The sequence below is a fragment of the Allobosea minatitlanensis genome, from assembly GCF_964020775.1.
In genome coordinates, this window is record NZ_OZ224509.1 from 2,647,273 (window position 1) to 2,673,092 (window position 25,820).

Annotated in this window: 21 protein-coding genes, 2 tRNA genes and 1 pseudogene; 16 read left to right on the top strand and 8 right to left on the bottom strand. The window is 67.3% G+C overall.

Going from position 1 to position 25,820, the window contains the following annotated elements; translation table 11 throughout:
• Positions 1-58: 58 nt before the first annotated feature.
• The 3 genes from ACWH43_RS13090 to ACWH43_RS13100 all read right to left on the bottom strand — a co-directional run bounded on the left by ACWH43_RS13090 (position 59) and on the right by ACWH43_RS13100 (position 4,624).
• Complete coding sequence (locus ACWH43_RS13090; protein ID WP_260348358.1) at positions 59-1,657, bottom strand: ABC transporter substrate-binding protein; 1,599 nt, start codon at positions 1,655-1,657, stop codon at positions 59-61.
• A 208-nt stretch (positions 1,658-1,865) separates the two neighbouring features.
• Positions 1,866-3,173 carry an alanine racemase gene (locus ACWH43_RS13095; protein ID WP_158443682.1) on the bottom strand — a complete coding sequence of 436 codons (1,308 nt, stop codon included), beginning with the start codon at positions 3,171-3,173 and terminating at the stop codon, positions 1,866-1,868.
• On the bottom strand, positions 3,164-4,624 hold the full coding sequence (locus tag ACWH43_RS13100; RefSeq protein ID WP_158443692.1) for a M81 family metallopeptidase: 1,461 nt from the start codon (positions 4,622-4,624) through the stop codon (positions 3,164-3,166). Before ACWH43_RS13100 ends, ACWH43_RS13095 begins: the two co-directional genes overlap by 10 nt.
• 182 nt (positions 4,625-4,806) lie before the next feature.
• Here ACWH43_RS13100 and ACWH43_RS13105 point away from each other — a divergent pair, with 182 nt between their 5' ends.
• From ACWH43_RS13105 to ACWH43_RS13150, 10 genes are all read left to right on the top strand, one after another.
• Positions 4,807-6,306: a M81 family metallopeptidase gene (locus ACWH43_RS13105; RefSeq protein WP_158443683.1), complete on the top strand. Its 1,500-nt coding sequence runs from the start codon at positions 4,807-4,809 to the stop codon at positions 6,304-6,306.
• Between the two features lie 153 nt (positions 6,307-6,459).
• On the top strand, positions 6,460-7,305 hold the full coding sequence (locus tag ACWH43_RS13110) for a transporter substrate-binding domain-containing protein (protein ID WP_158443684.1): 846 nt from the start codon (positions 6,460-6,462) through the stop codon (positions 7,303-7,305).
• A 14-nt stretch (positions 7,306-7,319) separates the two neighbouring features.
• Complete coding sequence (locus tag ACWH43_RS13115) at positions 7,320-7,979, top strand: amino acid ABC transporter permease (protein ID WP_158443685.1); 660 nt, start codon at positions 7,320-7,322, stop codon at positions 7,977-7,979.
• A gap of 10 nt (positions 7,980-7,989) precedes the next feature.
• On the top strand, positions 7,990-8,643 hold the full coding sequence (locus ACWH43_RS13120; RefSeq protein WP_158443686.1) for an amino acid ABC transporter permease: 654 nt from the start codon (positions 7,990-7,992) through the stop codon (positions 8,641-8,643).
• Entirely contained in the window at positions 8,643-9,416 is a 774-nt protein-coding gene (locus ACWH43_RS13125; protein WP_158443687.1) for an amino acid ABC transporter ATP-binding protein, read from the top strand. The genes ACWH43_RS13120 and ACWH43_RS13125 overlap by 1 nt, the downstream gene beginning before the upstream one ends.
• Before the next feature lie 301 nt (positions 9,417-9,717).
• Positions 9,718-10,581, top strand: coding sequence for a helix-turn-helix transcriptional regulator (locus ACWH43_RS13130; protein ID WP_158443688.1), 864 nt, complete (start codon positions 9,718-9,720; stop codon positions 10,579-10,581).
• A gap of 167 nt (positions 10,582-10,748) precedes the next feature.
• Entirely contained in the window at positions 10,749-12,929 is a 2,181-nt protein-coding gene (locus tag ACWH43_RS13135; protein WP_260348360.1) for a TonB-dependent siderophore receptor, read from the top strand.
• Between the two features lie 8 nt (positions 12,930-12,937).
• On the top strand, positions 12,938-13,780 hold the full coding sequence (locus ACWH43_RS13140) for an alpha/beta hydrolase (protein ID WP_260348368.1): 843 nt from the start codon (positions 12,938-12,940) through the stop codon (positions 13,778-13,780).
• The gene (locus ACWH43_RS13145; RefSeq protein ID WP_260348369.1) at positions 13,777-14,886 is read left to right on the top strand and encodes an ABC transporter substrate-binding protein; all 1,110 of its coding nucleotides are present in this window, start codon (positions 13,777-13,779) and stop codon (positions 14,884-14,886) included. The genes ACWH43_RS13140 and ACWH43_RS13145 overlap by 4 nt, the downstream gene beginning before the upstream one ends.
• A 79-nt stretch (positions 14,887-14,965) precedes the next feature.
• Positions 14,966-16,066 carry a siderophore-interacting protein gene (locus ACWH43_RS13150; protein ID WP_260348370.1) on the top strand — a complete coding sequence of 367 codons (1,101 nt, stop codon included), beginning with the start codon at positions 14,966-14,968 and terminating at the stop codon, positions 16,064-16,066.
• 343 nt (positions 16,067-16,409) lie between these two features.
• Here the strand turns inward: ACWH43_RS13150 and ACWH43_RS13155 are convergent, their stop codons facing one another.
• Positions 16,410-17,933, bottom strand: a complete 1,524-nt coding sequence (locus tag ACWH43_RS13155; RefSeq protein ID WP_158447010.1) for a lipid II flippase MurJ — start codon at positions 17,931-17,933, stop codon at positions 16,410-16,412.
• Positions 17,934-17,935: 2 nt separating this feature from the next.
• Positions 17,936-19,192, bottom strand: coding sequence for a hypothetical protein (locus ACWH43_RS13160; protein WP_158447009.1), 1,257 nt, complete (start codon positions 19,190-19,192; stop codon positions 17,936-17,938).
• Positions 19,193-19,554: 362 nt separating this feature from the next.
• Here ACWH43_RS13160 and ACWH43_RS13165 point away from each other — a divergent pair.
• Positions 19,555-20,284, top strand: a pseudogene (locus ACWH43_RS13165) (IS5 family transposase).
• Here the strand turns inward: ACWH43_RS13165 and ACWH43_RS13170 are convergent.
• Positions 20,281-20,730: a transposase gene (locus ACWH43_RS13170; protein ID WP_448153501.1), complete on the bottom strand. Its 450-nt coding sequence runs from the start codon at positions 20,728-20,730 to the stop codon at positions 20,281-20,283. The pseudogene ACWH43_RS13165 and the gene ACWH43_RS13170 sit on opposite strands and share 4 nt — an antisense overlap.
• Between ACWH43_RS13170 and ACWH43_RS13175 the strand changes: the two genes are divergently transcribed.
• Positions 20,729-20,929: a hypothetical protein gene (locus ACWH43_RS13175; RefSeq protein WP_158445027.1), complete on the top strand. Its 201-nt coding sequence runs from the start codon at positions 20,729-20,731 to the stop codon at positions 20,927-20,929. The genes ACWH43_RS13170 and ACWH43_RS13175 overlap by 2 nt on opposite strands.
• A gap of 88 nt (positions 20,930-21,017) precedes the next feature.
• Here the strand turns inward: ACWH43_RS13175 and ACWH43_RS13180 are convergent.
• Both ACWH43_RS13180 and ACWH43_RS13185 read right to left on the bottom strand, forming a co-directional pair.
• Positions 21,018-21,094: transfer RNA gene (locus tag ACWH43_RS13180), tRNA-Asp, on the bottom strand.
• 151 nt (positions 21,095-21,245) lie between these two features.
• Positions 21,246-21,674, bottom strand: a complete 429-nt coding sequence (locus tag ACWH43_RS13185) for a hypothetical protein (RefSeq protein ID WP_158445028.1) — start codon at positions 21,672-21,674, stop codon at positions 21,246-21,248.
• 99 nt (positions 21,675-21,773) lie between these two features.
• On the opposite strand from ACWH43_RS13185, the gene ACWH43_RS13190 reads away from it, so the two are divergent.
• From ACWH43_RS13190 to ACWH43_RS13205, 4 genes are all read left to right on the top strand, one after another.
• A tRNA-Val gene (locus tag ACWH43_RS13190) sits at positions 21,774-21,849 on the top strand.
• A gap of 590 nt (positions 21,850-22,439) precedes the next feature.
• Entirely contained in the window at positions 22,440-22,964 is a 525-nt protein-coding gene (locus tag ACWH43_RS13195; protein WP_260349753.1) for a molybdopterin-dependent oxidoreductase, read from the top strand.
• Positions 22,961-24,742, top strand: coding sequence for a sensor histidine kinase (locus ACWH43_RS13200; RefSeq protein WP_158445030.1), 1,782 nt, complete (start codon positions 22,961-22,963; stop codon positions 24,740-24,742). The genes ACWH43_RS13195 and ACWH43_RS13200 overlap by 4 nt, the downstream gene beginning before the upstream one ends.
• A complete protein-coding gene (locus ACWH43_RS13205; protein ID WP_158445031.1) occupies positions 24,739-25,818 on the top strand; it encodes a response regulator in 1,080 nt (359 codons plus the stop codon). Before ACWH43_RS13200 ends, ACWH43_RS13205 begins: the two co-directional genes overlap by 4 nt.
• Positions 25,819-25,820 lie beyond the last annotated feature (2 nt).

Here is a 25,820-nt window from a genome sequence, read left to right on the forward strand (position 1 = left end):
ATTGCATTCTTTATCGGCCAGACTCTCAGGATGAGGGCTCGACTGTCCGGACGAGCTCTTATTTCTTCAGCCATGTCGTGCGCACGAAGGAGCGGATATTCGCGGCCAGCGGCACATAGCCCTGGACATAGTTCCACCAGATCTCCCAGCGCAGCGGGTACTGGTAGATCTGGATGACATAGGCGTTGTCGGCGATGCGCTGCTGGATCGCGAGGTTCTTCGCGGCACGCTTGCCCACGTCGAGCTCGGCCCTCGCCTCCAAGATCATCCTGTCGAGCTCGGGATCGTTCGAGCCCATCGCCTTGCCGAAGCCGCTGTCCGACTTGACGTATTGGAAGATCCCATCGGGATCCGGCGTCCAGGACAGCGCGACCGAGAGCAGCGTCGGCCAATCGCCCGTCGCCCATTTGCTGAGCAGCGGGGCGGTCTCCATCGGCACCAGCTTCACCGCGATGCCGGCCGCCTGCCATTGCTGCTGCAGGATCTGGGCGCAGGCGACGTCGAGCGGATTGGCCGCGACGATGATGTAGTCGCCGAGATCGATGCCGTTCGGATAGCCGGCCTCGGCCAGCAGCGCCTTCGCCGCCGCCGGGTCGTGCCTGTAATAGGGCATCTCGCCGGTGCCGTCATAGCCGCCGACCTGGCTTTCCGGAATCATCGCGCCGACCTTGCCGGAGCCGCCGAGCACGGTGTCGAGGCAGGCCTTGCGGTCGGTGGCGAGGCTGAGCGCGCGCCGCACCCTGACGTCGTTCAGGGGCCTGGCCTTCATGTTCAGCCAGATCGGGAAGGTGCGCGAGGTCTGGCCCGGCGCCGAGACGAACTGGGGCGAGGTCCGCGCGATGGCGGCCGCGACCTTCGGATCCTTCACCCAGGTCATGTCGATCGCCCGCGAGCGCAGCGCCGAGGTCAGCGTCGCCTGGTCCTTGAAGAACCTGAACACGACCCTGGCGAGATAGGGCTCGCCCTTCTCGTAATAATCGGCGAAGCGGGTCAGCGAGAATTGCTGGTTGGGCTGATAGGCCTCGAAGGCGAAGGGGCCGGTGCCGACCGGCTGCGTGTTGATGCCGTCGACCCCGGCCGGGACGATGCAGCCATTCGGATTGGTCGCCAGATTGCTGAGGAAGGCGGCGTCGGTTGCACTGAGCTGGAATCTGACCGTGAAGGGATCGACCACCGTCACCGATTCCACGCTCGAATAGAGCGCCTTGAGCCGGCTGCCGGTCGCAGGGTCCATGATCCGGTCGAAGGTGTGCTTCACATCGGCGGCGGTGAAATCCTTGCCGTTGTGGAACTTCACGCCCTGCCTGAGCCTGAAGACGTAAGTCTTTGGATCGGGCTGCTCGTAGCCCGTCGCAAGATCGGGCTCGACCTGCATCCGCGCGTTCCAGCGCAGCAGGCCGGAATAGATCAGGCTGGTGAAATCGTAGGACGAGAAGGCGTTGACCGTGACCGGATCGAGGCCGATCGGGTCGGCATCCGCGCCGATCGTCAGCGTGCCGCCGGCGACCGGCGCCTGCGCCGCCGCCAGCGTGCTCCAGAGCCCCGGCGTCGCCAGCGCCGCGCCGCCCGCGGCCAGGAGCTGTAGCAGGCTGCGCCGCGACGAGCCGTGCAAGGCGCCGTCTTGCCCGGCCGCCATCTCGCCTGATGGTGTGGTCACGAACGATCCTCCCTCTCAGCGGCCGGCCTCATCCGGGCCGGATTGCCGCGAACGAGAGCTTTCGCTCCCTCCATGCGGCCGGTACTGGCTTGCCCGTCTCACCGGCCGGAGCGGATGGCGGGCTTTCCCTCTCTGGAGATCAGGCTAGGAACGGCCCGAATCCGCGTCAAGGATCGCCGGTTTCACAAGAAGGAACAGGCGGCCGATCTCAGAAGAAGGTTCGCACCGCCCCGGTCACGCGCCAGTCGTCGTCGACCAGCATCAGCACGGCCCATTTGTCGAAGGTCGTGCAGGGATGGCCGATGCCGAACGCCACCATGTCGCCGACCTGCAGCGGGCTCCCCTCGGGCGTGCCGAGATGGCAGTGCTGGTCGTTCAGCGCCAGAACCGTGTGCCCGGCCGGCATCGGCTGCGGCCGCGCCATCGCCCCGCCCGGCCGGTACCAGCGCAGCGGCACTGGCATGCCGGAATCGAACGAGATATCGCGCTTGCCGAGGGTGAGCAGGCTGCGCCCGCGCTCGGGCCGCGACTGGAGATGGGCCCAGACCTCGAGCGCGGGCTCCAGGCCGCCCGGCGGCAGCTTGAGGCTGGTCTCCAGCGCGATCCGCCGGAAGGCGGCGCTGTAGACGGTGGAATCATGGGTCAGGTAGCAGCCGGAACGCAGCAGCTTGACGATCGGGCGCCTGAAGGCGGCGGCGTTGAACGCCTCGCCGACGCGGTCGAACAGGGCGGTTCCGCCGGCGCTGAGCACCAGCGGCTCCGCCCCGAGCAAGCCCTCGCCTTCAGCGGCGGCCGCGACCGCGACGACCTCGCCGAGCAGCCTGTCGGCGCCCGCCGTATCGCTGATCAGCCCCTCGAAGCACTCGAAGCCGGCGAGCCTCAGGCCCGGCGCCGCCGCGACGGCGCGCGCCACGGCCAGCGCCTCCTCGCGGCTGCGGGCGCCGGTGCGCCCGCCCATGAAGCCGATCTCGACGAGGATGCGCAGGGGATTGGCGCCGCCATGCGCCTGCGCCGCCTCCGCCAGCAATGCGACGCCGGGCAGCGTGTCCGCCAGGCAATAGAGTTCGAAGCCGGGGTCGCGCAGCGCCGCGAAGCAATAGGCGATGTCCTGGCGCCCGACCGGCTGGTTGGCGAGGATGACGCGCTTCACGCCGAAATGCCGGGCGACGGCGAGCTGCTGCATCGTCGCCACCGTGATCGCCCAGGCGCCGTCGGCGATCTGCAGGTCGAAGAGCTGCGGCGCCATCGTCGTCTTGCCATGCGGCGCGATCAGGAGGCCGTTGGCGGCGGTGAAGGCCTTCATCCAGGCGCTGTTGGCCTTCAGCACGCTCTCGCGGATGACCGCGAGCGGCAGCGGCATGTCGCCCTCGAGCAGGCTCCAGCCCTGCCTGCCGATCTCGCCGAGCCGCAGCGCCGCACCCGGCGGCAGCCCCTTGGTCAGGACATCGAGGCGCTGTGCCTCGATCTCGCCCAGCGACAGGCGCGGCAGAGCGGCGGCGGGAGCGGTTACAGCCATGGGTTCGGATCCAGCGGCGAGAACGGTCGCGCGACCTTGGTGTAGGGGATCTTGCTCGCATCCGGCGGATAGGGGCCGCCGCTGTCGAGATAGAGCACGCTCGCCGCGATCGGCGCGAAGGCGGCGTGGAAATGGTTCGAGGATTTGACCACCACGATCGTCTTCGCCGCGAGATCGACGCCGAGATCGGTGAAGACCGGCGGGCTGAAGGTCTGCGCCCGGGTCGAGGCCAGCACGATGTCCAGCTCGCCGATCCGGATCGCCGCCGCCGGGCCGAGCGAGACCCGGCTCTGCTCGAACGGGATCAGCAGGTCCGCCGTCGTGCCGACGACCTGGACGGTCGCGTCGATCGGCCGGCCGGAGGACGGCGCGGCCTTGCCGGCGAAGCGCAGCGGGATTTCGGCGCCGACGCCGGCGGCGCGGCACAAGCCCACCGCCACCGGGTCCCAGAGCGCGCCGATCGCCGCCGGAATCGCGGGATGGCGCAGCAGCGCCTCGACCATCACCGAGGAATCGCCGGCGACGCCGCCGCCGGGATTGTCCCAGCGGTCGGCGAGGACGACCGGCCTGCCCGGCTGCGCCAGCTTCAGCGCCTCCGCGATCCCCTCCTCCGGCTTGTAGTGCCTCGGCGAGGCGCCCTGCCCCCACCGCAGGATTTCGAGGCCGAGTTCCTTCGCCAATGCAGCGGCCTTGTCCCTGTCGCCATCGGCGACGACCAGAACCTTCGTGCCGACATCGGCGACATCCGCCGCCTGGAAGCCATGCGCGACCGAGATCGAGAGGATGCCGTCCTTGCCCTCCAGCGCCTTGATGCGGTCGACGAAGCCCCGGCCGGGCTCGCGGCTGGTCATGAAGGCGGCGAGCCCGCGGCAGTCGAAGACGGCGCTGACCGGCCTGACCTGCCCGCGTGCCGTCTTGAGGCAGAGCTCCAGCAGATCCTCGGCCCGCGCCAGGAAATCCGTATGCGGGAACTCCTTGAAGGCGACGATGACATCGGCGCCCTCGACCATCTGCGCCGTCAGGTGGCAATGCATGTCGAGCTCGGCGCCGATGACGCAATCCGGCCCCGCCAGTGCCCGGACCCGCGCGATCAGGTCGCCCTCGCAATCGTCGTAGCCGCGCGCCACCATCGCCCCGTGCAGGCCGAGCAGGACGATGTCGACCGGCAGGGCGGCCTCGAGCTGGCCGAGGATCTCGTCGCGCAGGCTCTCATAGCTCTCCCGCGAGACCAGCCCGGCGGGCTCGGCCCAGGTCGCGGTGCCCTCGACCAGGTCGTAGCCCTCGCTCGCGGCGCGGCGCCGGGCCGCGACGGTCGGCGCCGAGCACAATGTCGGCGTCTCGGGATGCGTGCCCGGCGGGCAGTAGAAGGCGCTCTCGAAGGCGCTGCGGTCGACGAAGAGCGGCGCGAAGGTGTTGGTTTCCGTCGCCAGCGAGGCAGTGAAGACGCGTATCCGCATGGTTTCCCGATCAGGCGCGGCGGCGCTCCGAAGCCCCCGGCCGGCCTCATGAAACCGGCAGCGGGCGCAGGCTGTCAAAGCATCCGCGTTCCTCCGAGCGGAACAATGCAGGCTTGAATCGGAACGGCGCAGCGGCCGAGATGCGCGGGCCTCGTGAGCAGGGAGCCTCCATCGTCATGCCGCAGCCTCGCCGGATCCTGCTGGGATCGCTCTTCCACGAGACGCACAGCTTCGTCGACGAGGTCACGCGGCTGGAGGATTTCACCATCCGCAGCGGCGAGGAGCTGCTGCGCCGGCGCGGCGACGGCTCGACCGTCGACGGCTTCCTCGAAGTCGCCGAGGCCGAGGGCTGGCAGGTGGTGCCGACGGTCGACTATACGGCGCTGCCGGCCGGCACGGTCGAGCATGCCGTCTTCGCGCGCTTCCTCTCCGAATTCGACGCAGGCCTGCGGGCGGCGCTCGCCGATGGCGGCCTCGACGGCATCTGGCTCGCCCTGCACGGCGCCATGGTCACGACCGAATGCCCCGATCCCGAAGGCGCCCTGCTCTCCCATATCCGCTCCGTGCCGGGATGCGAGACCTTGCCGATCTTCGGCGTCTTCGACCTCCACGCCAATTTCACCGCCGCGATGGCCGCGAACGCGAACGCGCTCGTCGCCTATCGCGAGAACCCGCATAGCGACGCCCGCGAATCCGCGGTGCGCGCCGCCCGGCTGCTGGCGCGTTCGCTGAAGGAAGGCGCGCTGCCGCGCATGCTCTCCTGCAACCCGCCGGTGATGTGGCCGCCGACCGGCACCGGCACGGCCGACCGGCCGATGCGCGACCTCGAGGCGCTGGCGCGCGGCATCGAGCGGGACGACCCGGCGATCTGGGTCGCCAATGTCGTCGGCGGCTATTCCTTCTCCGACGTTCCCGAGGCCGGCGTCGCCTTCGCGGTCGCCTTCACCGGCCCGGAAGCGGCGGCGCGGGAGGCGCTGGCCCAACTGAGCGAAACCGCCGTGGCGCTGCGCGCGCTCGGCCTGCCGGAGGAATGGGACATCGACGCGGCGATCGCCGAGATCCAGCGCTCGCCGGGCGGGCCCTATCTCGTGGTCGAGCCGGCCGACAATATCGGCGGCGGCGCGCCGGGCGACGGCACCTCGGTGCTGCGCGCCTTCCTGCGCCACGGCGTCGAGAACTGCGCCGTCGCGATCGCCGACCCGGCCGCGGTCGCGGCGATGGCCGGGGCGGCGCCGGGCGAGGTCCGCAGGCTCTCAATCGGCGGCAAGGGTAGCGCCATCGCCGAGGGGCCGGTCGAGATCGAGGCCCGCTTCGTCAGCGCCAGCGACGGGCTCTTCGCGCTGGAGGACCTCAACAGCCACCTCGCCGCCTCGCAGGGCTCGCGCTTCGGCATGGGCCCCTGCGCGGTCGTGCAGGCGGGCGGCGTCACCGTGCTGCTGAGCAGCCGCAAGACCCCGCCCTTCGATCTCGGCCAGTTCCGCTCGCAGGGCATCCATCCCGAGAGGCTGAAGGCCATCGGCGTCAAGGCGGCGGTGGCGCATCGGCGCGCCTATGACAAGATCGCAAGAGGCAGCTTCACCGTGGCGACGCCCGGCCCCTGCACCAGCAGGATCGCCGGGTTGCCCTATAAGCGTTTGCGCAAGGACGTCTTTCCGATCCAGGCTGACGAGGCGTAGCCTGGGCCGAAGGCCCGGCCCGGCCGACGCGCCGACCCGTCCACAGCCGTTTCGCCTCGCGAAACGCGCGCGCCTTGTTCCATGGGGCGGTGCGTCGTCTGCTCCGGCGAGCGTCGGCCATGCCGCCAATTCCAACGACAACAGAGGGAAGCCATGTTCCAGAACCTGACCAGGATCGCCGCCGGTATCGGCATCGCCGCCTGCACCCTGCTGCCGGCCACGGACGCCTCGGCGCAAAGCAAGCTCAAGGAGGTGCTGAACCGCGGCAAGCTGATCGTCGGCACCGGCAGCACCAACCCGCCCTGGCATTTCCGCGACGAGAAGAACCAGCTCGTCGGCTTCGACATCGAGATCGCCAAGATCATCGCGCAGGGCCTGTTCGACGACCCCAACAAGGTCGAGTTCGTCAACCAGGCCTCGGATGCGCGCATCCCGAACATCGTCACCGGCAAGGTCGACATCTCCTGCCAGTTCGTCACGGTCACGGCGGCGCGCGCCCAGCAGGTCGCCTTCACCGTGCCCTATTACCGCGAGGGCGTCAGCCTGATGATGGTCGCCGGCGGCCCCTATGCCGACTATGCGGCGCTGAAGGCGGCGGGCAGCAAGGTCACCGTCTCGGTGCTGCAGAACGTCTTCGCCGAGAAGATGGTCAAGGACGCCCTGCCCGAGGCCAAGGTCGACCAGTTCGACAGCGTCGACCTGATGTACCAGGCGCTGAATTCCGGCCGGGCCCAGGCGGCGGCGACGGATTCCTCCTCGCTGCGCTACTACATGAAGCAGAATGCCGGCCGCTACGTCGATTCCGGCTATAGCTGGAACCCGCAGACCTATGCCTGCATCGTCCGGCAGGGCGACCAGGACTGGCTCAACTTCGTCAACGTCGCGCTGCGCGAATCGATGACCGGGACGACCTTCCCGCTCTACAAGGCCGCCTTCGAGCGCTGGTTCGGCGAAACGCCGCCGGAGCCCAAGATCGGCTTCCCGCAGGAATTCCGCTGAGCCGCCAGCGTCTCGTGGAATATTCGCTGCATTTCGGCGCCGTCTGGGCGAGCTTCGACAGGCTTCTGTCGGGGCTCGCCATCGGGCTCGCGCTCGCCGTGGTCGCGGTCGCCATCGGCACCGTGCTCGGATTGCTGGCGGCCTTCGCGGCCGTCTCGCCCTATCGCCCGCTCAGGAGCCTCGCCGGGCTCTATGTCGCGCTGATCCGCAACCTGCCGCTGCTCGTCCTGGTGCTGCTGGCCTATTTCGCCCTGCCGCAGATCGGCATCGCGCTCGACAAGTACCAGAGCTTCGCCGGGGCGCTCGCGCTCTATTCGGGCGCCTATCTGACCGAGGTGTTCCGCGCCGGGCTGCTCTCGGTGCCGAAGGGCGTGATCGAGGCGGCGCGCTCGATCGGGCTGACGCGGCTGCAGACCAATGTCTCGGTCGTGGCGCCGATCATGCTGCGCAACGCCCTGCCCTCGCTCGGCAACACCTTCATCGGCATGTTCAAGGACTCCTCCATCGCCGCCGCCATCGCCGTGCCGGAGCTGACCTTCGAGGCCCGCAAGATCAATGTCGACACCTTCCGCGTCATCGAGACCTGGACGGTGGCGAGCGGCCTCTACATCGCCGCCTGCGTCGTGATCGCCGCCCTGCTGCGCGGCCTCGAACGGCGCTTCCCCAAGTTCTGAGCCGGGAGCCATGCAAGCCTTTCTCGATCAGCTCTGGATCGCCCGCTGGCCGCTCTGGGACGGGCTGCTGCTGACCGCCGGGATCGCCGCGGCCGCGATCGCCTTCGGGACGCTGCTGGGCGGCATCGTCGGCGTCCAGCTCGCCTATGCGCCCTGGTGGCTGCGCCTGCCCTTCCGGCTTTATGTCGACATCATGCGCGGCACGCCGGTGCTGGTGCTGATCCTCGCCGCCTTCTACATCCCCGCCGTGGCCGGGCTGAGCCTCGGCCCGACGGAAGCCGGCACGCTGGCACTGACGCTCTTCGCCGGCGCCCATATCGGCGAATTGCTGCGCGGCTCGCTGCAGGCGATCCCGCCCGGGCAGGCGGAGGCCGGGCGCAGCATCGGCCTGACCTTCCCGCAGCTCCTCGCCTATGTGCTGCTGCCGCAGGCGGCGCGCAGCGCCCTGCCGCCCTGGATCAACACCGGCGTCGAGCTGATCAAGGGCTCGAGCCTGCTCTCGATCATCGGCGTCGGCGAATTGCTGCTGCGCACGCAGGAGGTGATCGGCCGGACCTTCATGACGATCCAGTTCTACATCTTCGCCGGCATCGTCTACCTCGTGATCAACATCGCCCTCGACCAGCTCGGCAAGAGCCTCGAGCGGCGCGTGGGACAGCATTGATGAACAAGCCCCAACCCCTTCTCGCCATCCGCGGGCTGACCAAGCAGTTCGGCGCGGTCGAGGTGCTCAAGGGCGTCGACCTCGACCTCGACCAGGGCGACGTCGTCTCGATCATCGGCTCCAGCGGCTCGGGCAAGACGACGCTGCTGCGCTGCGTCAACCTGCTCGAGGAGTATCAGGGCGGCGACATCGTGCTCGACGGCGAGACCATCGGCTACCGCTCGGTGAACGGGCGGCGCCACAGGCTCGGCGATCGCGCGCTCTCGCGCCAGCGCGCCATGACCGGCATGGTCTTCCAGAGCTTCAACCTGTTCCCGCATCTCAGCGCCGCCGGCAACGTCATGCTGGGCCTGCGCAAGGTGCTGAAGCTGCCCAAGGCCGAGGCGCGCGCCATCGCCGAGACGTGGCTCGCCCGCGTCGGACTCGCCGCGCGGGCGGACCATTACCCGAGCCAGCTCTCCGGCGGCCAGCAGCAGCGCGTCGCCATCGCCCGGGCGCTGGCGATGAACCCCAAGCTCGTGCTGCTGGACGAGGTGACCTCGGCGCTCGACCCGGAGCTGGTCCAGGAGGTGCTGAACACGGTGAAGGGCATCGCCGAGGACGGGGCGACGCTGCTGATCGTCACCCATGAGATGCGCTTCGCCCGCGACGTCTCCAGCCGCGTCGTCTTCATGGAGCAGGGACGCATCCACGAGGAAGGCCCGGCCGCGGAGATCTTCGGCAATCCCAAGAGCGCGCGCCTCGCCGAATTTTTGCGCAACACGCGCCACTAGAACGCCGGACCGAAAAGTGGAATCCACTTTTCGGAAGAATCCGATGCAACAGAAATGAGATAGATCATCGTTACCGCGTCCGAAAGGACGCGCGATGATCCAGGGTCGGCTTCGTTTCTCGGAGCCACGCCGCCGATCCGGATCGGCCCCGCTCGTTCGGCCCCCGGCGAAGCGAAGCGCGCCGGCGGCATGCGGGGCCGGCACCGCGCCCGGGGGAAAACCTTGTTTAGAATCTATAAAATATTGATTTAATTGATATTTTTGTCGCCCTCGCTATATTGCCCGCAGTTGCGAGGACGTGATGGTTTCGACTCCGCCGTCGCAGGCCGCCCCGGCGACTGCGCTCCAGTTCTTCTCGGACAGCCTGTCGCTGTCCGCCGGCGCCTTCCCCGTCGCCTCCGGCGAGCGCATCGTCGGGCCGATGCGGCGCGGCCTGAAGATCGCGGTCCTGCTCGACGGGCTGCAGTCGCTCGCGCTCGACAACCGGCCGGCGCTGACGATCGAGGGGCCGGCCGTGCTGATCGCCGCCAATGAGGGCGAGCATGTCCAGCAGCGCACCGGCATCGTCGGCGGCTCGCTGCGCTGCGCGATCCTGCAGCTCGAGCTCGATTTCGTGGAGCAGGAATTCGCCGTGCCGATGCGGCGCCTGTTCGCCCTGGCCGGGCCGGGAGGCGCGGGCGCCTGGGTGCGCCCGGCCGGCGCCGTGCTGCGCGGCCTCGCCCGGCAGATGGCGGAGTGCCCGGTGGCCGAGAGCCTGCGGCCGATCTATCTCGGCGGCAAGGCGCTGGAGCTCACCGCCCATGCGCTGGACGAGCTGCTCGGGGCGCCCGGCCAGCGCGCGCGCCGGCTGCCGGAGCGGACGCGCGAGCAGGTGCACCTGGTGCGCGACATGCTGCTGGCCTCGATGCATGCGCCGCCGAGCCTGGCGGAGCTCGCCCGCGCCAGCGGCCTCAACCCGACCAAGCTGACCTCGGCCTTCCGCAGCGAGTTCGGCAGCAGCGTCTTCGGCTATCTCCAGGAGCAACGCCTGCAGCACGCGCATGCGCTGATCGCCGGCGGCGAGGCCAGCGTCGCGGAGGCGGCCTTCCGCGTCGGCTATACGCCGGCGCATTTCTCGGGGCTGTTCCGGCGCCGCTTCGGCCTGCCGCCGAGCGCCCTGCGCTGATGCCGCACGGCCGTTCGCCGCGAATCCGTTTCGCATTCGAGCCATTCGAAACTGCCGCGCAAGAAATACTGCCGCGACCGAAAGCCGAGCGCATTGCGACCCCCTGTCGGTTCTTGAAAGAAACAGGGCCGATGGGCCGCGACGGGGCGGCGGGCAAGGGTTCTATCATGGCAGGTGTTCTGGTCTGCGGTCGCACGGCGCTGATGTTCGGCGTCGCCCTCTCGGCCATGGCGGCGGCCGGCGCCGCGCGGGCGCAGCAACAGCAGCAGTCCGGCGCCGTCAGCCTCGACACCATCGAGGTGCAGGGCGAGCGCGCCTCCGGTCCGGTCGACGGCTATGTCGCGCGCCGCAGCGCCACCGCGACCAAGACCGACACGCCGCTGATCGAGACGCCGCAATCGATCACGGTCGTCAGCCGCGAGCAGATGGACGACCAGGCCGCGACCACGGTCAGCCAGGCGCTGCGCTACAGCGCCGGCGTCCTCGGCGAGACCCGGCTCTCCTCCGGCGGCCGCTACGACAGCGTCTTCATCCGCGGCTTCGGCGGGGCGGGCAGCGGCGCCGGCTTCGTCAACAATCTCGACGGGCTGCGCTACCAACGCGGCATCAGCTTCCTGGTGCCGAGCTACGACCCCTGGGGGCTGGAGCGCGTCGAGGTGCTGCGCGGCCCCTCCTCCGTCGTCTTCGGGCAGGTCAAGCCCGGCGGCCTGGTCAACCTGGTCTCGAAGCGGCCGCTCGAGGAGCGCCATGGCGAGGTCCAGCTCCGCTACGGCACCTATGACCGCGCCGAGATGGCCTTCGACATCGGCGGCCCGATCGACGCCGAGAAGCACTGGCTCTACCGGGTCGTCGGCCTGGGGCGGTCGGCGGACACCCAGGTCGACTACACCAAGGACGAGCGCATCTTCATCGCGCCGTCGCTGACCTACCGGCCCGACGCGGCGACGAGCTTCACGCTGCTGACCTCGTTCCAGCGCGACCCGGAAACCGGCTTCTACGGCTTCATCCCCGCCGTCGGCAGCGTGTTGCCGAGCAAGGCGGGCCGGATCCACAGCAAGTTCTTCCCGGGCGAGCCGAATTTCGAGGGCTACAGCCGCAACCAGCTCAATATCGGCTACAGCTTCGAGCACCGCTTCAACGACATCTTCAGCTTCCGCCAGAACTTCCGCTATTCCGACCTCGAATCGCGCAACCGCACGGTCGCGGTCGGCGGCATCGCGGCGGACCAGAAGACGCTGACGCGCCGCGCCACCATATCGAACGAGAAGGCGCGCACCGCCGCCATCGACAACCAGCTCCAGGCCGATTTCCGCACCGGCCCGCTGACCCACAAGGTGCTGGTCGGCGTCGACGGCTACTGGACCGACGCCACCGCCTGGACCGGCGCCGGCGGCACGGTTCAGAGCCTCGACTTCACCAACCCGGTCTACGGGCGCACGCCCTTCGTGCTGCCGGCCCTGGCGGGCACCGCCCAGACGACCCAGCAATACGGCGTCTACATCCAGGACCAGATCCGCTACGAGCGGCTGTCGCTGCTGGTCGGCGGGCGCTACGACCGCGCCATGGCGCGCACCCGCGCCGCCAGCACCGGCGTGCTGACCAAGCAGGACGACGACGCCCGCACCGGCCGCGTCGCGCTGATGTACAATTTCGACAACGGCCTCGCCCCCTATGCCAGCTACGCGACCTCGTTCGAGCCGCAGTCCGGCACCGCCTTCGGCGGCACGCCGTTCAAGCCGACCGAGGGCGAGCAATACGAGGTCGGCCTGAAATACGAGCCGCCGGGCAGCAACATCCTGCTCCAGGGCTCGGTCTACCAGCTCACCCAGAGCAATGTGCTGACCACCGACCTCGCCCACCCGACCTTCCAGATCCAGACCGGCGAGGTGCGCGCCCGCGGCGTCGAGCTCGAGGCTCGCGCCCGCCTGTTCGAGGATCTCGACCTCGTCGCCGCCTACACCTATACCGACGCCGAGGTGACGAAGAGCAACGGCGTCGATCTCGGCAAGCGGCCGCCGGTGGTGCCGCGCCACATGGCCTCGCTCTGGGCCCATTACACCTTCCGCACCGGGCTGTTCGCCGGGCTGGGCCTGGGCGCCGGCGTGCGCTATGTCGGCAAGGGCGCCGGCGACCCCGGCAACACCTTCTGGACCAGCGACTACACGCTGGTCGATGCCGGAATCAGCTATGATTTCGGCATCGCCAATCCCTCGCTCAAGGGCTGGAAGCTCCAGGTGAACGCGCAGAACCTGTTCGACAAGGAATACATCTCCGGCTGCTACGGCACCACGCAGTGCTCCTTCGGCCTGCGCCGCACCGTGCTGGCGACCGTCTCCTACAGGTGGTGAGGCGGCAGGTGAGTCCGGACGAAGCCCCCTCCGCCGCAGCGGCGCCCGCGCCCTTCACGCTGGAGCGGACGGCGGCGTTCGGCCTCGTCGCGGGCGACGGCTCGGCCTATCGCATCGCGGTCGCCTGGCCGGAGGCGCCGCCGCCGGCCGCCGGCTATCCGACGCTGGTGCTGGTCGACGGGCAGGCGCTGTTCGCAACCGCGGTGAGCGCGGCGCGGCTGCAGGCCGCCCGCGCCGAGGTCACCGGCGTCGCCCCCGCCGTGATCGTCGGCATCGGCTATCCCGGCGCGGCGCCCTTCGACGCCGAGCGCCGGCAGCGCGACCTGCTGCCGGTCGAGGGCGGCGCCGACCGCTTCCTGGCGAGCATCGTGCAGGAGATCCTGCCGGCGGTGGAGCGCTTCGCGCCGCTCGACCCCACCCGCCGCACCCTCGCCGGCCATTCCTATGGCGGGCTGTTCGCGCTGCATGCGCTGTTCACCCGCCCCGGCCTGTTCGCGGCCCATGTCGCCGGCAGCCCGTCGATCTGGTGGGGCGAGCGGGCGATCCTCGCGACCGAGGAGCGCTTCCGCGCGGCATCGGGCTTCGCCGGGCGCCTGCTGATCACCCTCGGCGGGGCGGAGCAGGACGGCCCGGACGGCGGCGACCCGCGCCGGCGCGAAAGACGGGCGATGGCGCGCATGCGCGACAACGCCGCCGAGATGGCCGCGCGCCTCGCCGCCAGCGGCCGGGTCGATTGCAGCTTCGTCGAATGGCCGGGCGAGAACCATGCCTCGGTGATCCCGGCGATGCTGTCGCGGGCGGTCGGCTTCGCGCTGGCCGCGCCGGGGCTGGCCGGCCGGAGGGCGGCATGAGCGCCCGGCCCTCCCGGCGCGCCGTGATGCTCGGCGCCCTCGCCGCCCCGGCCCTGATCCGGCCGGCCCGCGCGCAGGAGGTCTCGGCGACCGACGTGCTCGGCCGCAAGGTGACCTTGCCCGCTCCGGCCCGGCGCATCGTGCTCGGCCAGGGCCGGCAGATCAACGCGCTCGGGCTGATCCACCCGGACCCGGTGAGCATCCTCGCCGGCTGGGGCAGCGACTACCGCCGCCAGAGCCCCGACACCTTCGCGCGCTACCGGCAGCGTTTTCCCGCGATCGAGACCCTGCCCTTCGTCGGCGACGGCGCCACCGCGGGCGGCTTCTCCTTCGAGCAGGCGCTGGCGCTGGCCCCCGACCTGATGGTGCTGAGCCGCTCGCTCGCCGGAACCCGGAACGGGCCGGGCGACCTGGTCGAGCGCTTCGAGGCCGCCGGCATCCCGGTCGCGGTGATCGACTTCTTCCTCGACCCGCTGAAGGACACGCTGCCGAGCCTGACGCTGCTCGGAAGCCTGACCGGCCGGGAGGAGCAGACGCAGCGGCTCCTCGCCTTCTACGAGGGCCGGATGCGCGGGGTCGCGGCGCGGATCGCGGGCGCGCCCGCGCCCGGCGTCTTCATCCACGCCCATGCCGGCGGCGCCGAGTGCTGCATGTCGCCCGGGCGCGGCACCCTCGACGACTTCATCACCGCGGCGGGCGGGCGCAACATCGCCTCCGGCCTGCTGCCGGGCGCCACCGGGCAGATCAGCCTCGAACAGCTCATCGTCTCGGACCCGCAGGTCTATGTCGCGACCGGCGGCACGCATATGGCCAAGCAGGGCGGGCTGGTGCTCGGGCTCGGCGTCGACCGCGCGACGGCGGAGGAGAGCTTCCGGCGCCTGCTCGCCAGGCCCGGCATCGCCACGCTCAAGGCGGTCTCGGAGCGGCGCGCCTACGGGCTGTGGCACCTGTTCAACGACACGCCCCTGCATGTCGTCGCCATCGAGCGGCTGGCGAAATGGCTCCATCCCGAGCGCTTCGCCGATATCGACCCCGCCGCCACGATGGCCGAGGCGGCCGCCTTCTCGGCGATCCCGCTTGACGGCACGCTCTGGATCGAAGCTTGAAGGCGGCAGCCCTGCACCGCCGCGTCGATGCGGCCTGCGGCGAAGCCGCCGCCCGGCCCGCCCGCCGATGGAGAAACCGATGTTCCTGACCCGCGCCCGGATCGCCCTGCCCGATCCCGCCTCCGTGGTGACGCCGCTCTGCGCGCATCTGGTCGAGCACGAGGCCGTCGTCGAAACCGGCCCCGGCGAGGCGCGCATCGCCCTCGCGGGCGCCACGGCGACGCTGCGCTACGACGACGCGCAGCTCGAGGTCGCGGTCGAGGCGGCGGAGCTCGCCGCGCTGACGAGCCTGCGCTTCGCGGTCGCCAGCCATGTCGTCGAGTTCGCGCCGGACGGAAAGCAGCTTCGGATCCATTGGGAGGGCGACGGGGCCGGCCCCTCGCTGCTGCCCGGCTTCCGGGTCCTGACCGTTGCGGCGATCGAAACGGTGACGCCGCATATGCGGCGCATCCATTTCGCCGGCGAGGATCTGGCGCGCTACGATTCGCTCGAGGCGCTGCATGTACGGCTGTTCATTCCGCCGGCGGGGCTGGCCGAGCCGGCCTGGCCGATGCTGGGCGAGGACGGCCTGCCGATCGCGCCGCCCGAGGACAAGCGCCCGGCGATCCGCAAATACACCATCCGCAGCATCGACGCCGCCGCCGGCAGGCTCGCGATCGACTTCGTGCTGCATGACGATGCCGGCCCGGGCGCGGCCTTCGCGGCCCGGGCGCAGCCCGGGGACCAGGTCGGCATGGCGGGCCCCGGCGGGCGCGGCCTGCAGAGCGCCGGACGCTATGTCTTCCTCGCCGACGCGACCGGCCTGCCCGCCGTCGGGCGGATGCTGGCGGCGCTGCCGGCGCAGGCCACCGGCCTCGCCATCGTCGAAGTCGCCGGCCCGGAGGAGGAGCAGGCGCTGGCCCGGCCGGAGGGCGTGACATTGCGCTGGCTGCACCGCGCCGAGGGCGCTCCCTCGTGCCTGGCCGAGGCTTTCGAGGCGCTCGACTGGCCCGCCGACGGGCCGGACACCTATCTCTGGGCGGCAATGGAGCACGCCGACTTCCTCCGCATCCGGGCCGGTGCCCGCGAGCGGCTGCGGCGCGACCGCGACCGGCACCTGGTCGTCAGCTACTGGCGCGCCGGCCTGGCCGAGGACCAGCACGCCGCCGACAAGAAGGCCGCCGCCGCCAAGGCCGCCTGAGAACAGGGCAGCCCCGGTACGAACGCGCCGCCCCGGCTTTCCGGCCAAGGCGGCGGCTTCAGGCCTTGTCGATGAAGCGGCTGAGGAACAGGCGCGTGCGCGGATGCTGCGGATTACCGAGCACCTCTTCAGGCGGCCCTAATCAATGATTATTATGTTATCGAATAATAGAGACCCTTATTCGTGGCAGACAGGACTGACGATGCGGGCTGGTTCGCCGGCCAGCTTTTGGAGATCAGCGCGCGCGGCATCGCCAGCCAGCGGCGGCGGCGCTAGCCCCGCCGCCGCTGGCTGGCGGGGCTATCGACAGACGACTGCTCGTGGCCTTGACGATCGCTCATCCCTATTGAGTTGACGCCTGCAGATCGGAAGTGCTCGGAACCGTCCCTGTCTGCCCCAACCACTTTCTGAACCTGAGCAGCTCCAAGGCGGCACCGAAAGCGATTGTGTAGATCGCGCCACGAACCGCCACCTCAAGAATCGGCAACCACGAACCGGTCAGCGTTGACACCGCTAGATCACATAGCGTTCCAGCGGCGATGGCGGGCGCCACAAATACGAGCGACTGTAGCAGGTCTTGAATTAGTACCCCACCATCGAACGACCGCATCATCCAAACGAGCCAGAAGATAGCCGTCGCAGAGTAGGCCAAGGCCAGAGACGCTGCGATCAGACTCAAGCTTTCGATCGCAACCCCGCAAAGGGTGGCTACCCAGATCACCCCAAATAGGATCGCGCTACTGATAAGTATCATAACCGACTTTTGCGTTGCCTGAGCGACTTTCGCGATAAATGTCCCAAGAGAAAAAGGCAACAGCGATATAGTTAAGATAAACCAAACCTCCCAAACATGCCTTGCAATATCGACGCTGAATGAACCTCTGGAGAGAATTGCTTTAACCGCCGGGAAACCGAACAGGTAGATGCCAACAAGGAAATATGCGGAGATCGCAACAGCCACACGCGAAATTTTGCGAATTACCGCCAGCGCTGCCGCTCTGTTCTCCTGAGACATCAAGGATGCCATTTGGGGGAGCAGAATGGTCCCGATGCCAATGACAAGAACCTGGCCGATAGAGCCACTGAGCCGCTGAGCATAATTTAGGATGGAAACAGCCCCCTCGCCTAATTGAGCGCTTCGAAGCTGGATCGTGGCACTCGTCGCATTCGATAAAAGGATTGCTGGGATAACGGGCATGCCCACAAACAGGCTTTTCCAAGCAAGCTCTTTGCCGCGCCCGAAGCTAAGCCGAAATCCAATCTTGGATCTCAGTAGCGCAACAAAAACGACCGAAAACTGGCCCAAACTGCCCAGAACCAGCGTCAGCAACAACGCATTGAGGTCAGCGCTCGGCCAGATCCACAGGGAGAAAACAGAGACTGCAGCATTCACGACAGGCGCCACAGAAGGAGCAAAAAACCCCCCATGGCAGTTTAAGATAAGAGCAAAAAAATCGGAGAGAAGGATCGGAGCAATCGTCAAACTACTGAGAACAAGAGCTTGCGCTGCCACGGAGCTGCTTTGATTTTCAGGCAATAGAGCGCTCATTACCTGATATGGAAAAGCAATGCAGACAACCATTACAGCAATAGACACGAACGCGACGCTGAGTATCATGCTCGTCCGATAATCCACTGCATCTGTTTCTCGGGATTGCGATCGCAGTATCGAGTACTGCCCGACGAAACCCACCTGAAGCCAGCTAGCGACAGCAGTAGCGACGAATGTCGGAACGACAAGACTGATGTAATAGGAATCTACTTCAATCGAGGCCCCAAAATATGAGGCGATCATAGCCGTTCTAAAAAAACCAATAACCTGCGCAAGCGCAGTGTTAAGCATTACGCTTGAGCTAGCTGCGAGCATACTTAGATCCGGTTTTCTGCTGAGGATGACGAAACGGATATCGACGCTTGTTTTCCGACCATCCCGAGAGACAACAGAATCATGGTGGCTGGGAAAAACAATATGTTACTGGAGAACAGCATTAGCGTGCAAACCGTCATTGGAAGGGCCAAACCAAATCCAGAATAAGCAAATATCAAAAAAATAATCATAATCGGAATCGCAAATCCAATAGTTGAAAACGCCACACCGAACAACAGATATGTATTGTGTGAACTGAGTTTATAGGCCTCGGCAAGCCCAATTCCTGTTGGAGGTCCGCTTGAATAGGCAGAAATGGATCTCCGCAGGTAAATGCCTCGCGCAGCAGCGCTATCGACTTGTTCTAGGTTTTTGAAATCACCGTTGGACGCCCCATCGGGATAAGAGTTATTTTCTGCCTGTTGATCCCACATAGGACGAACCGAGCCCAAGAACGACTGCAGGGCAAAGGGCAATTGGCCGATTCGATCAACAATCGAATCGTTCCCTTTGCCAAAGAACGGATTCCAAATCGCAGCGGCAGCTAGCCAGAGGACGACAACTGACGCAATCACACGCGTTTCTCTAGCCCCGGCAACATTCCTTACCATTGCACGCACTTCAGGTTGCCTAGCCGCGGAAATCGCCAAGACGATCGATGCAACTAGCATTGTCGAACGCGAAAGCGTCGCGATGATGGCAGCGCAAATCCAGACGACGTAGCTGGCCCGCAACCCGCGAGGAAGCGCCTGAACCGAGACAATCAGGCCAAGAAGAAGCTGCATTGCAGCGTCATTGGCATTACCCACAAAGCCGCTCGCTCGACCGGCTGTATTCCCAAACAACGCAGGAAAAGCAGCGTCCATCAAACATAATCCCCCCGCAAAGGCTGTCACGCAGGCAGAGAATGAGAGAGCCCATTTCGCGCCTGCGCGAGATGCCAAGACAAAGACGCAGATGAAAGTACAGAGCCCAGCCAGAAAGCTCTTAGAGATATTATCAATTGGATGAATAAAGATAATGAGAGCACACAACATTAAAACATTAGCGATTGGCGCTACAGCTCGCGCCAAATGCCGTCGTTCAATAATAGAAATTAGTGAAACAAGTACCGTTACCCCCCATATAGAATAATAACATAACTTCCAAAATGAAAAAGATGAGAGAGGTCCGTAAAAAAAATACAGAAAATTGGATTGGAATATCACAATCAAGGCGGCTAAATTGATCTTAGCTGCAATGGTGACGGCTTTAGACATCATAATCCACTGTGTCAGCGACTTACCAACTGGCGCCTGTGTTTAGCGGGCGAGCAAGCTGTGTCAACAGAACGGGCTCTAATAAGAATGTAGCAAGAAGGCCACCTCAACGCCCCCCCCCCAACAAACCCGCTGGCAACCGAACCGTCTACTCGACCGACGCGTACGCGCGCATGGTCGGTTAGGCGGAGAAAATCCGGCGAGTGAAATTAAAGGCAACCACTTTCCAAATTGAAAACGCCCCGCCGGCTACACAGGCGGGGTAAGGTAGACTAAGGCTTGTGGGGATTCTCATGGAGATTTGGATGTGATTCAAGCTTTTGATGGATCGTTTTGTCTTGACGGACGCCCAATGGGCGAAGATGGAGCCGCATTGTCTGGGGAAGGCTGCGGACCCGGGCCGCAGTGGTAAGGATAACCGGCTTTTCATCGAGGCGGTCTTATGGATCGCGCGGACGGGAAGCCCTTGGCGCGACCTTCCGGCCCATTTCGGCAACCGGAGCACAGCGTTCCGGCGCTTCAGCGATTGGCGCAAGGCCGATGCCTTCGTGAAGCTTTTCGAGGCCTGTTCGGACGAACCTGACATGGAATACGCCATGGTCGGCGCCACCATCGTTAAGGTCCACCGCCATGGCCAGGGCGCAAAAGGGGACTCAGAGCCAAGCCATAGGCCGCTCCAAGGGCGGCATGACCACTAAGATCCTTGCGCTGACCGACGCACTGGGCAATCTCGTGCGCTTCGAACTGCTGCCTGGTCACCGCTTCGACACGGTCGGCGTCGAGCCCCTGCTGGCAGGCATCGATTTCGGCGGCCTGATCGCCGACAAGGCCTTCGACAGTAACTGGATCGTCGAAGATCTCAACGCCCGCGGGACTAAGATCGTCATCTCGCAGCACCCACGCCGCAAAACCCCGCTGCCGCTCGACCGCGAGCTCTACAAATGGCGCCACCTCATCGAGAACTTCTTCTGCAAGCTCAAGGAGTTCAAGCGCATCGCAATGCGAGCCGACAAAACCGACCAAAAGCTTCGCGGCAATGATCCATCTCGTCGCCGCCGTCATCAATTCACGATGAATCCCTACAAGCCCTAAGCGGTGTGGACGGATTTGACCAAGACGAATGCTGCTGCGAGGGCGACGATGGCTGTGAAGTTTCGCTTGGCCTTCTCGCATCGTAGGGCGACCCGCTTGAAGCGCTTGAGCTTGCCGACGGTCTGCTCGATGCGGGCACGCCCGCGATAAAGGGCTTTCGCGAAGAAGCCGGGCTTGTCCTTCTCGTTCACCTTGTGCGGAATGACCGGGATGATGCCGCGTGACCGTGCCGCCTGCCGATTTGCCTTGCTGGCATAACCCTTGTCACCGACAGTGGCACCCGGGTCGATGTCGGGGCCGTGTCCGAGCAGGATCGGGAAATGCGGCGCGTCGCTCTTCTCGCCTCCGGTCAGATCGAAGGCGATGGGATGGCCGTCGAAGTCGGTCTTCCGAGTCGTCAGAGCCGCCGAATTCGGAGAGGCGGAGCAAAGGAAGCTTTCCGACATGCGTCGCAGCGGCGCGCTCGAGGCCGCGGCAGGCTCGGTTGACCCCAAGGCACTCTCGGACGTGATGGGCAACACGATCGCTCAGAGCCGGACGCTGCAGCGCACCTACACTCCGGCCCAGATCGCCACAGCAGCCACCGTTCCGGAGGCCAGGAAGAAGGGCAGACGAGCTCGGGCCGGGAACGAAACCGGCCCGTAATTCCGAAAGCGCCGGTCTGGCGATTCCGAACCGAGGCATTCCAAGAATTTGGAAAAGAAGAAAAGATGAGTATCTTCAGAGAGATACATGGCGCGGGCGACGGGGCTCGAACCCGCGACCTCCGGCGTGACAGGCCGGCACTCTAACCAACTGAGCTACGCCCGCGCTGGGCGGCTGGGGCGCGTCGGCCGTCAGCGACGTGGTGAGTATTGCCCTCGACCCGAAGTGTCAAGCACCGGATGCCGGCAAAATCACTTCGGTGGAAAATATCCCCGGCCTCGCCCGCCGCGGCCTGCGCCGCCGCGCGGCGCGCGGCTCATTCCCGAGCCGCGAGACAGGGATCGAGCATGACGTGGCGGGCGTTCTGCCGGTTGTATCCGCCGCGCAATACGGCGATGTCGCCGAGCTTCAGGTCGCCCGCCCCATAGGTCACGCAAAGCACGCGGATGCCGGGGTCGGCGCAGACGGCGACGTACCAGACCGTGCCGTCGTTCTGGATCAGTGTGACCGGGCCGGCGATCGCCATGTCGACGCGCGAATCGGGCGGCACCGAATCGGGAAGCTGCGCCGCGATGCTCTCGCAGCTCGCCGGCGTCCCCGGCTGCTCGGGCGGGGAGAAGGCCGGCCGCCCCTCGAAGAAGGAATCGGGCACAGCCGTCTGCGCCGCCGCCTGCTGCGCGGCGATGAGCGCCAGGGAGAGCAGCAGCCTGGCCGCGAGGCCGGAGCGTCGTGATGCGCGTTTCATGGCCCTGATCTGTCCCGATGAAGATGGCGGAATTCGGCAGCGCCGACGCCGCCGGGCCGGCTTGCGATACGCGCGCCGAAGCCTTAAACGCGGAAGCGGGGGCGGTTAGCTCAGTCGGTAGAGCATCTCGTTTACACCGAGAATGTCGGCGGTTCGAGCCCGTCACCGCCCACCACTGCCGCCCGGCCTCCCTCCCCGCTGCCGCCTGCCAGTTCCGCCGCGACAGCAGCCTGAGGCGCGCGGCGTAGGGCACGACCATCGGGCGATGGCGCTCTCCCCGCTCGCGCAGGGCGTCGACATGCTTCACCTGCTCGCGCAGCATGGCCCTCGCCATCTGCCTGTGCTCGGGCGTCATCTTGCCAAGCCTGTCGGAATAGTCCCGCGTCATCCGCTCCAGCTCGGGCCGGGAGAGGGCGGCGAGCAGTGCCGGCAGCGGACGACGGCTGCGCAGCGAAGACCTCCCGGCCCGCGCGGGCCGGCCTTCCGTGGCGGGGCCGGCAACGGCCATGCCTGCTTCTGCGACGATATCCATGTTTCCCCCCAGGCCAGGAGCGGGACGCTCCCGCGCATCCGCTTCCGGCGCGCTGCGGCGCCGCGGCGGGATCGCGTTGCCGCCTCCCCTTAGGTCGCCGGATGGGGGGCACCCCCTCTGTTCGGAGGGGGACGGGAAAAATGTGTAAGGATAGAAGATCAGGAATGGTATTGTCCGCGCCATGCAACTATTCGGGGGGCCGAATATTCATGCAACGTTCCCGAGACTTTCGTTTGCCGGGCAGGCTTCTGCGCCTGCTCCGGCATCTGGCCGTCCTGCTGGCCGCGTTCCTCATCGCGAGCGCGGCCCAGGCCGACGGCTTCCCGGCGCCGGCCGGGCCGGTTCTCCTCACCGTCACGGGGAAGCTCGGCCGGACCAATCAGGGCGCCGCAGCGGCCTTCGACGAGGCCCTGTTCGCCGGCCTGCCACAGAAGCGCGTCGAGACCTCGACGCCGTGGACCGACGGCACCAAGGTCTTCGAGGGCGTGCTCCTCGCCGATCTGCTCGACTTCCTCGGCGTCAAGGCCACGGGACGGTTCCGCGCGGTCGCGCTGAACGAATACGAGATCGATACGCCCCTGCCCGAGGCGGTCGAGCACGGCGCGCTTCTGGCGACGCGCATGGACGGCAAGCCCATGACGCGCCGGGACAAGGGGCCGATCTGGATCGTCTATCCGCGCGACGCCAACCCCAGGATCCAGGACGAGCGCCACGATGCCCGCTGGGTCTGGCAGCTCGCCAGGATCGAGATCGAATGAGCAGTCCGGCGCGGACATGGACGATCACGGCCATGACGCTCGGCGCCGTCGTCGTCTCCGCGCTGCTGCTGACCTTCGCGCTGCAGCGGCTGTTCCAGACCGAGGCCCAGCTCGCCACCGGCTCCGGCGAGAGCCTGCTCTACGCGCTGTTCCAGGCCCATGACCAGGAGCAGCGCCTCGTCCTCGAGGCCTATGGCTGGAAGGACGGCGCGCGCAGCGAGCAGGACACGGAGAAGCTTCGGCTCCAGATGGACCTGGCGCTCAGCCGCATGGACGTGGTCTCGCATGGAACGCTGGGCCGCGCGCTGGCGGGCACCCGCGAAGGCCCCGTGATCGCCGCCGCGCGCGCCCATCTGATGGCGTTCAACGACGCCATGGAAACCGCCATCCGCGATGGCAGCCCGATCCCGCCGGCACTCATGCAAGGCCTGCGCGCCGATGCGAGCAGGCTCAAGACGGCCGCGACCCGGGTGTTCCTGGCCGAGCGCGAGAATATCGGCCGGCAGCGCGACCGCTATTCCTCCGTTCTGTGGCAGGCGATCGTCGCGATCCTGCTCATCCTCGGCTGCGGCGCCTTCATCGTCGCGCGCCTGCTGGTCAGCCTGCGCAGCGCCGCCCGCGCCAAGGAGGCGCTGCGGCGGGACAGGGACTTCTCGAACCTGCTGCTGGAATCGAGCGGCGACGGGGTGATCGCCTTCGACGTCGAGGGCCGCTGCACGCATTGGAACTCGGCGATGGGCCGGATGTTTCCGGCGCCCTGCGGCTCCGGCGTGATCGGCCGCGCCATCAGCGAAGCCTACCGCCTGCCGGAGGGCCACATCATCCTGGCCATGATCCGCGACACGCTGGCGGGGCAGAGTCTGCACATGCCGGCTCATCCGGTCCCCGGCGGCGACCGCTATATCGAGAAATTCACCTATCCGGTCTGGTCGGACAACGCCATCATCGGCGGCATCCTCTTCATCCGCGACGTGACCGACGCGCATCTGGCGCGGCTGCAACTGGTCGACCGCCGCGACCAGCTCGAGGCGACCGTCAAGGCACGCACCAAGGACCTGCAAGAGTCGCTGGAAAGGGAGACCAAGCTGCGCGAGCTCTACAAGGGCTTCGTCTCGATGGTGTCGCACCAGTTCAGGACGCCGCTCTCGATCGTCGATTCCAGCGCCCAGCGCATGATCCGCCGCGGCCGGGAGATGAGCGAGGCGGAGATCCGCGAGCGGGCCGGGAAGATCAGGACCGCCATCCTGCGCCTGACCCGGCTGGTCTCCAGCACGCTCAACGCCACCAAGCTCGACGCCGGCGAGATCGACTTCGTGCCATGCCGCCACGATCTCGGGAAGCTGATCGTCGAGGCCTGCGAGCGCCAGAAGGAAACCACGCCGGACCGGCGCTTCCGGCTCGATCTCGACCAGTTGCCCGCATCGGTCTCGTGCGATCCGCTGCTGATCGACCAGGTCGTCGCCAATCTTTTGTCCAACGCCGCCAAATACTCGCAGCCGCCCGACCCGATCGAGATCGTGGCCGAGGCGGATGCGGAATGGATCCGCATCAAGGTGAGCGACCGCGGCGTCGGCTTCCCGGAAGGCGACCGCGACAACCTCTTCGACCGCTTCTTTCGCGCCCGTAACGCGGTCGGCGTCGAAGGCACCGGCATCGGCCTGCACGTCGCCCGCACCATCGCCCGGATGCATGGCGGCGACGTCACCGCCTCCCTGCGCAGCGGCGGCGGCTCGACCTTCGTCCTGGCAATTCCGACCGAGAAAGCACTGGCAGCATGACAGCGGATCAGCCCGGTTCACCGGACCTCTCCCCCGAGCGCCAGAGGACGATCCTCTGCATCGAGGACGAGGCCGATCTTCGCTCCGACATCGTCGAGGAGCTGGTCGCGGCCGGCTACCGCGTCGTCGAGGCCAGCAATGGCCGCGAGGCGCTCCTGCGGCTCGACACCACCCGCCCGGACGCGATCCTGTGCGACATCACCATGCCCGAGCTCGGCGGCTACGAGCTGATGGCCAAGCTCAGAGCCGACCGGCCCGACCTCGCCGAGGTGCCGTTCATCTTCCTCACGGCGCTGGCCGACCGGGCCGAGATGCTGAACGGCAAGAATGCCGGTGCCGACGACTATCTGGTCAAGCCCGTCGACTATGACGACCTGCTCGCGACGGTCCGCTCGCGGCTGCGCCTGGTCGACCGGGTCCGGCAGGCGCTGCTGGCCGATCTGCGCGCGCAGCAGCAGCAGATGATCGAGCAGGCCGTCCGCGGCGGCGACATCACCCTCGCGGCGCTGGCGGCGGCGCTGGACCGGCTCTCGATCGGCATCTTCCTGCTCGAGGAAAGCGGCGAGGTCCGCCTCACCAACGAGGCCGGGCGGCAGTTGATCGGCCAGGCGGACGGGCTGGCCCTGACAGGGGCAGGCCTCCTCGCCCGCACCGCCAGGTCCTCGCAATCGCTGAAGGCCGCGCTTGCCACCGTCCTGCGCGAGACCGGCAGCAGCCTGACGGTCGCGGTCGAGCGCGAGGAAGGGCACCCGCTCGTCTTCCAGCTCTCTTCGCTCGGCCTGCCCGGCAGCAATGCGCGCCATGCCCTGGCGCTGGTGGTGGACCCGGACAAGCAGCCCGAGATTTCGACCGAGGTGCTGGCCTCGCTGTTCGGCTGCACCGCGACCGAGGCGCGGCTCGCCGCCGCCCTGGTGGCGGGCAAGCGGCTGGAGGAGATCGGCGAGGAGTTCGGCGTCAAGCAGACGACCGTGACGTTCCATCTGCAGAACCTGTTCCAGAAGACGCACACCAACCGCCAGGCCGATCTGGTCGCGCTGCTGATCCGCGCCACGGTTCCGCTCTCGCTGCAGCCCTGAGC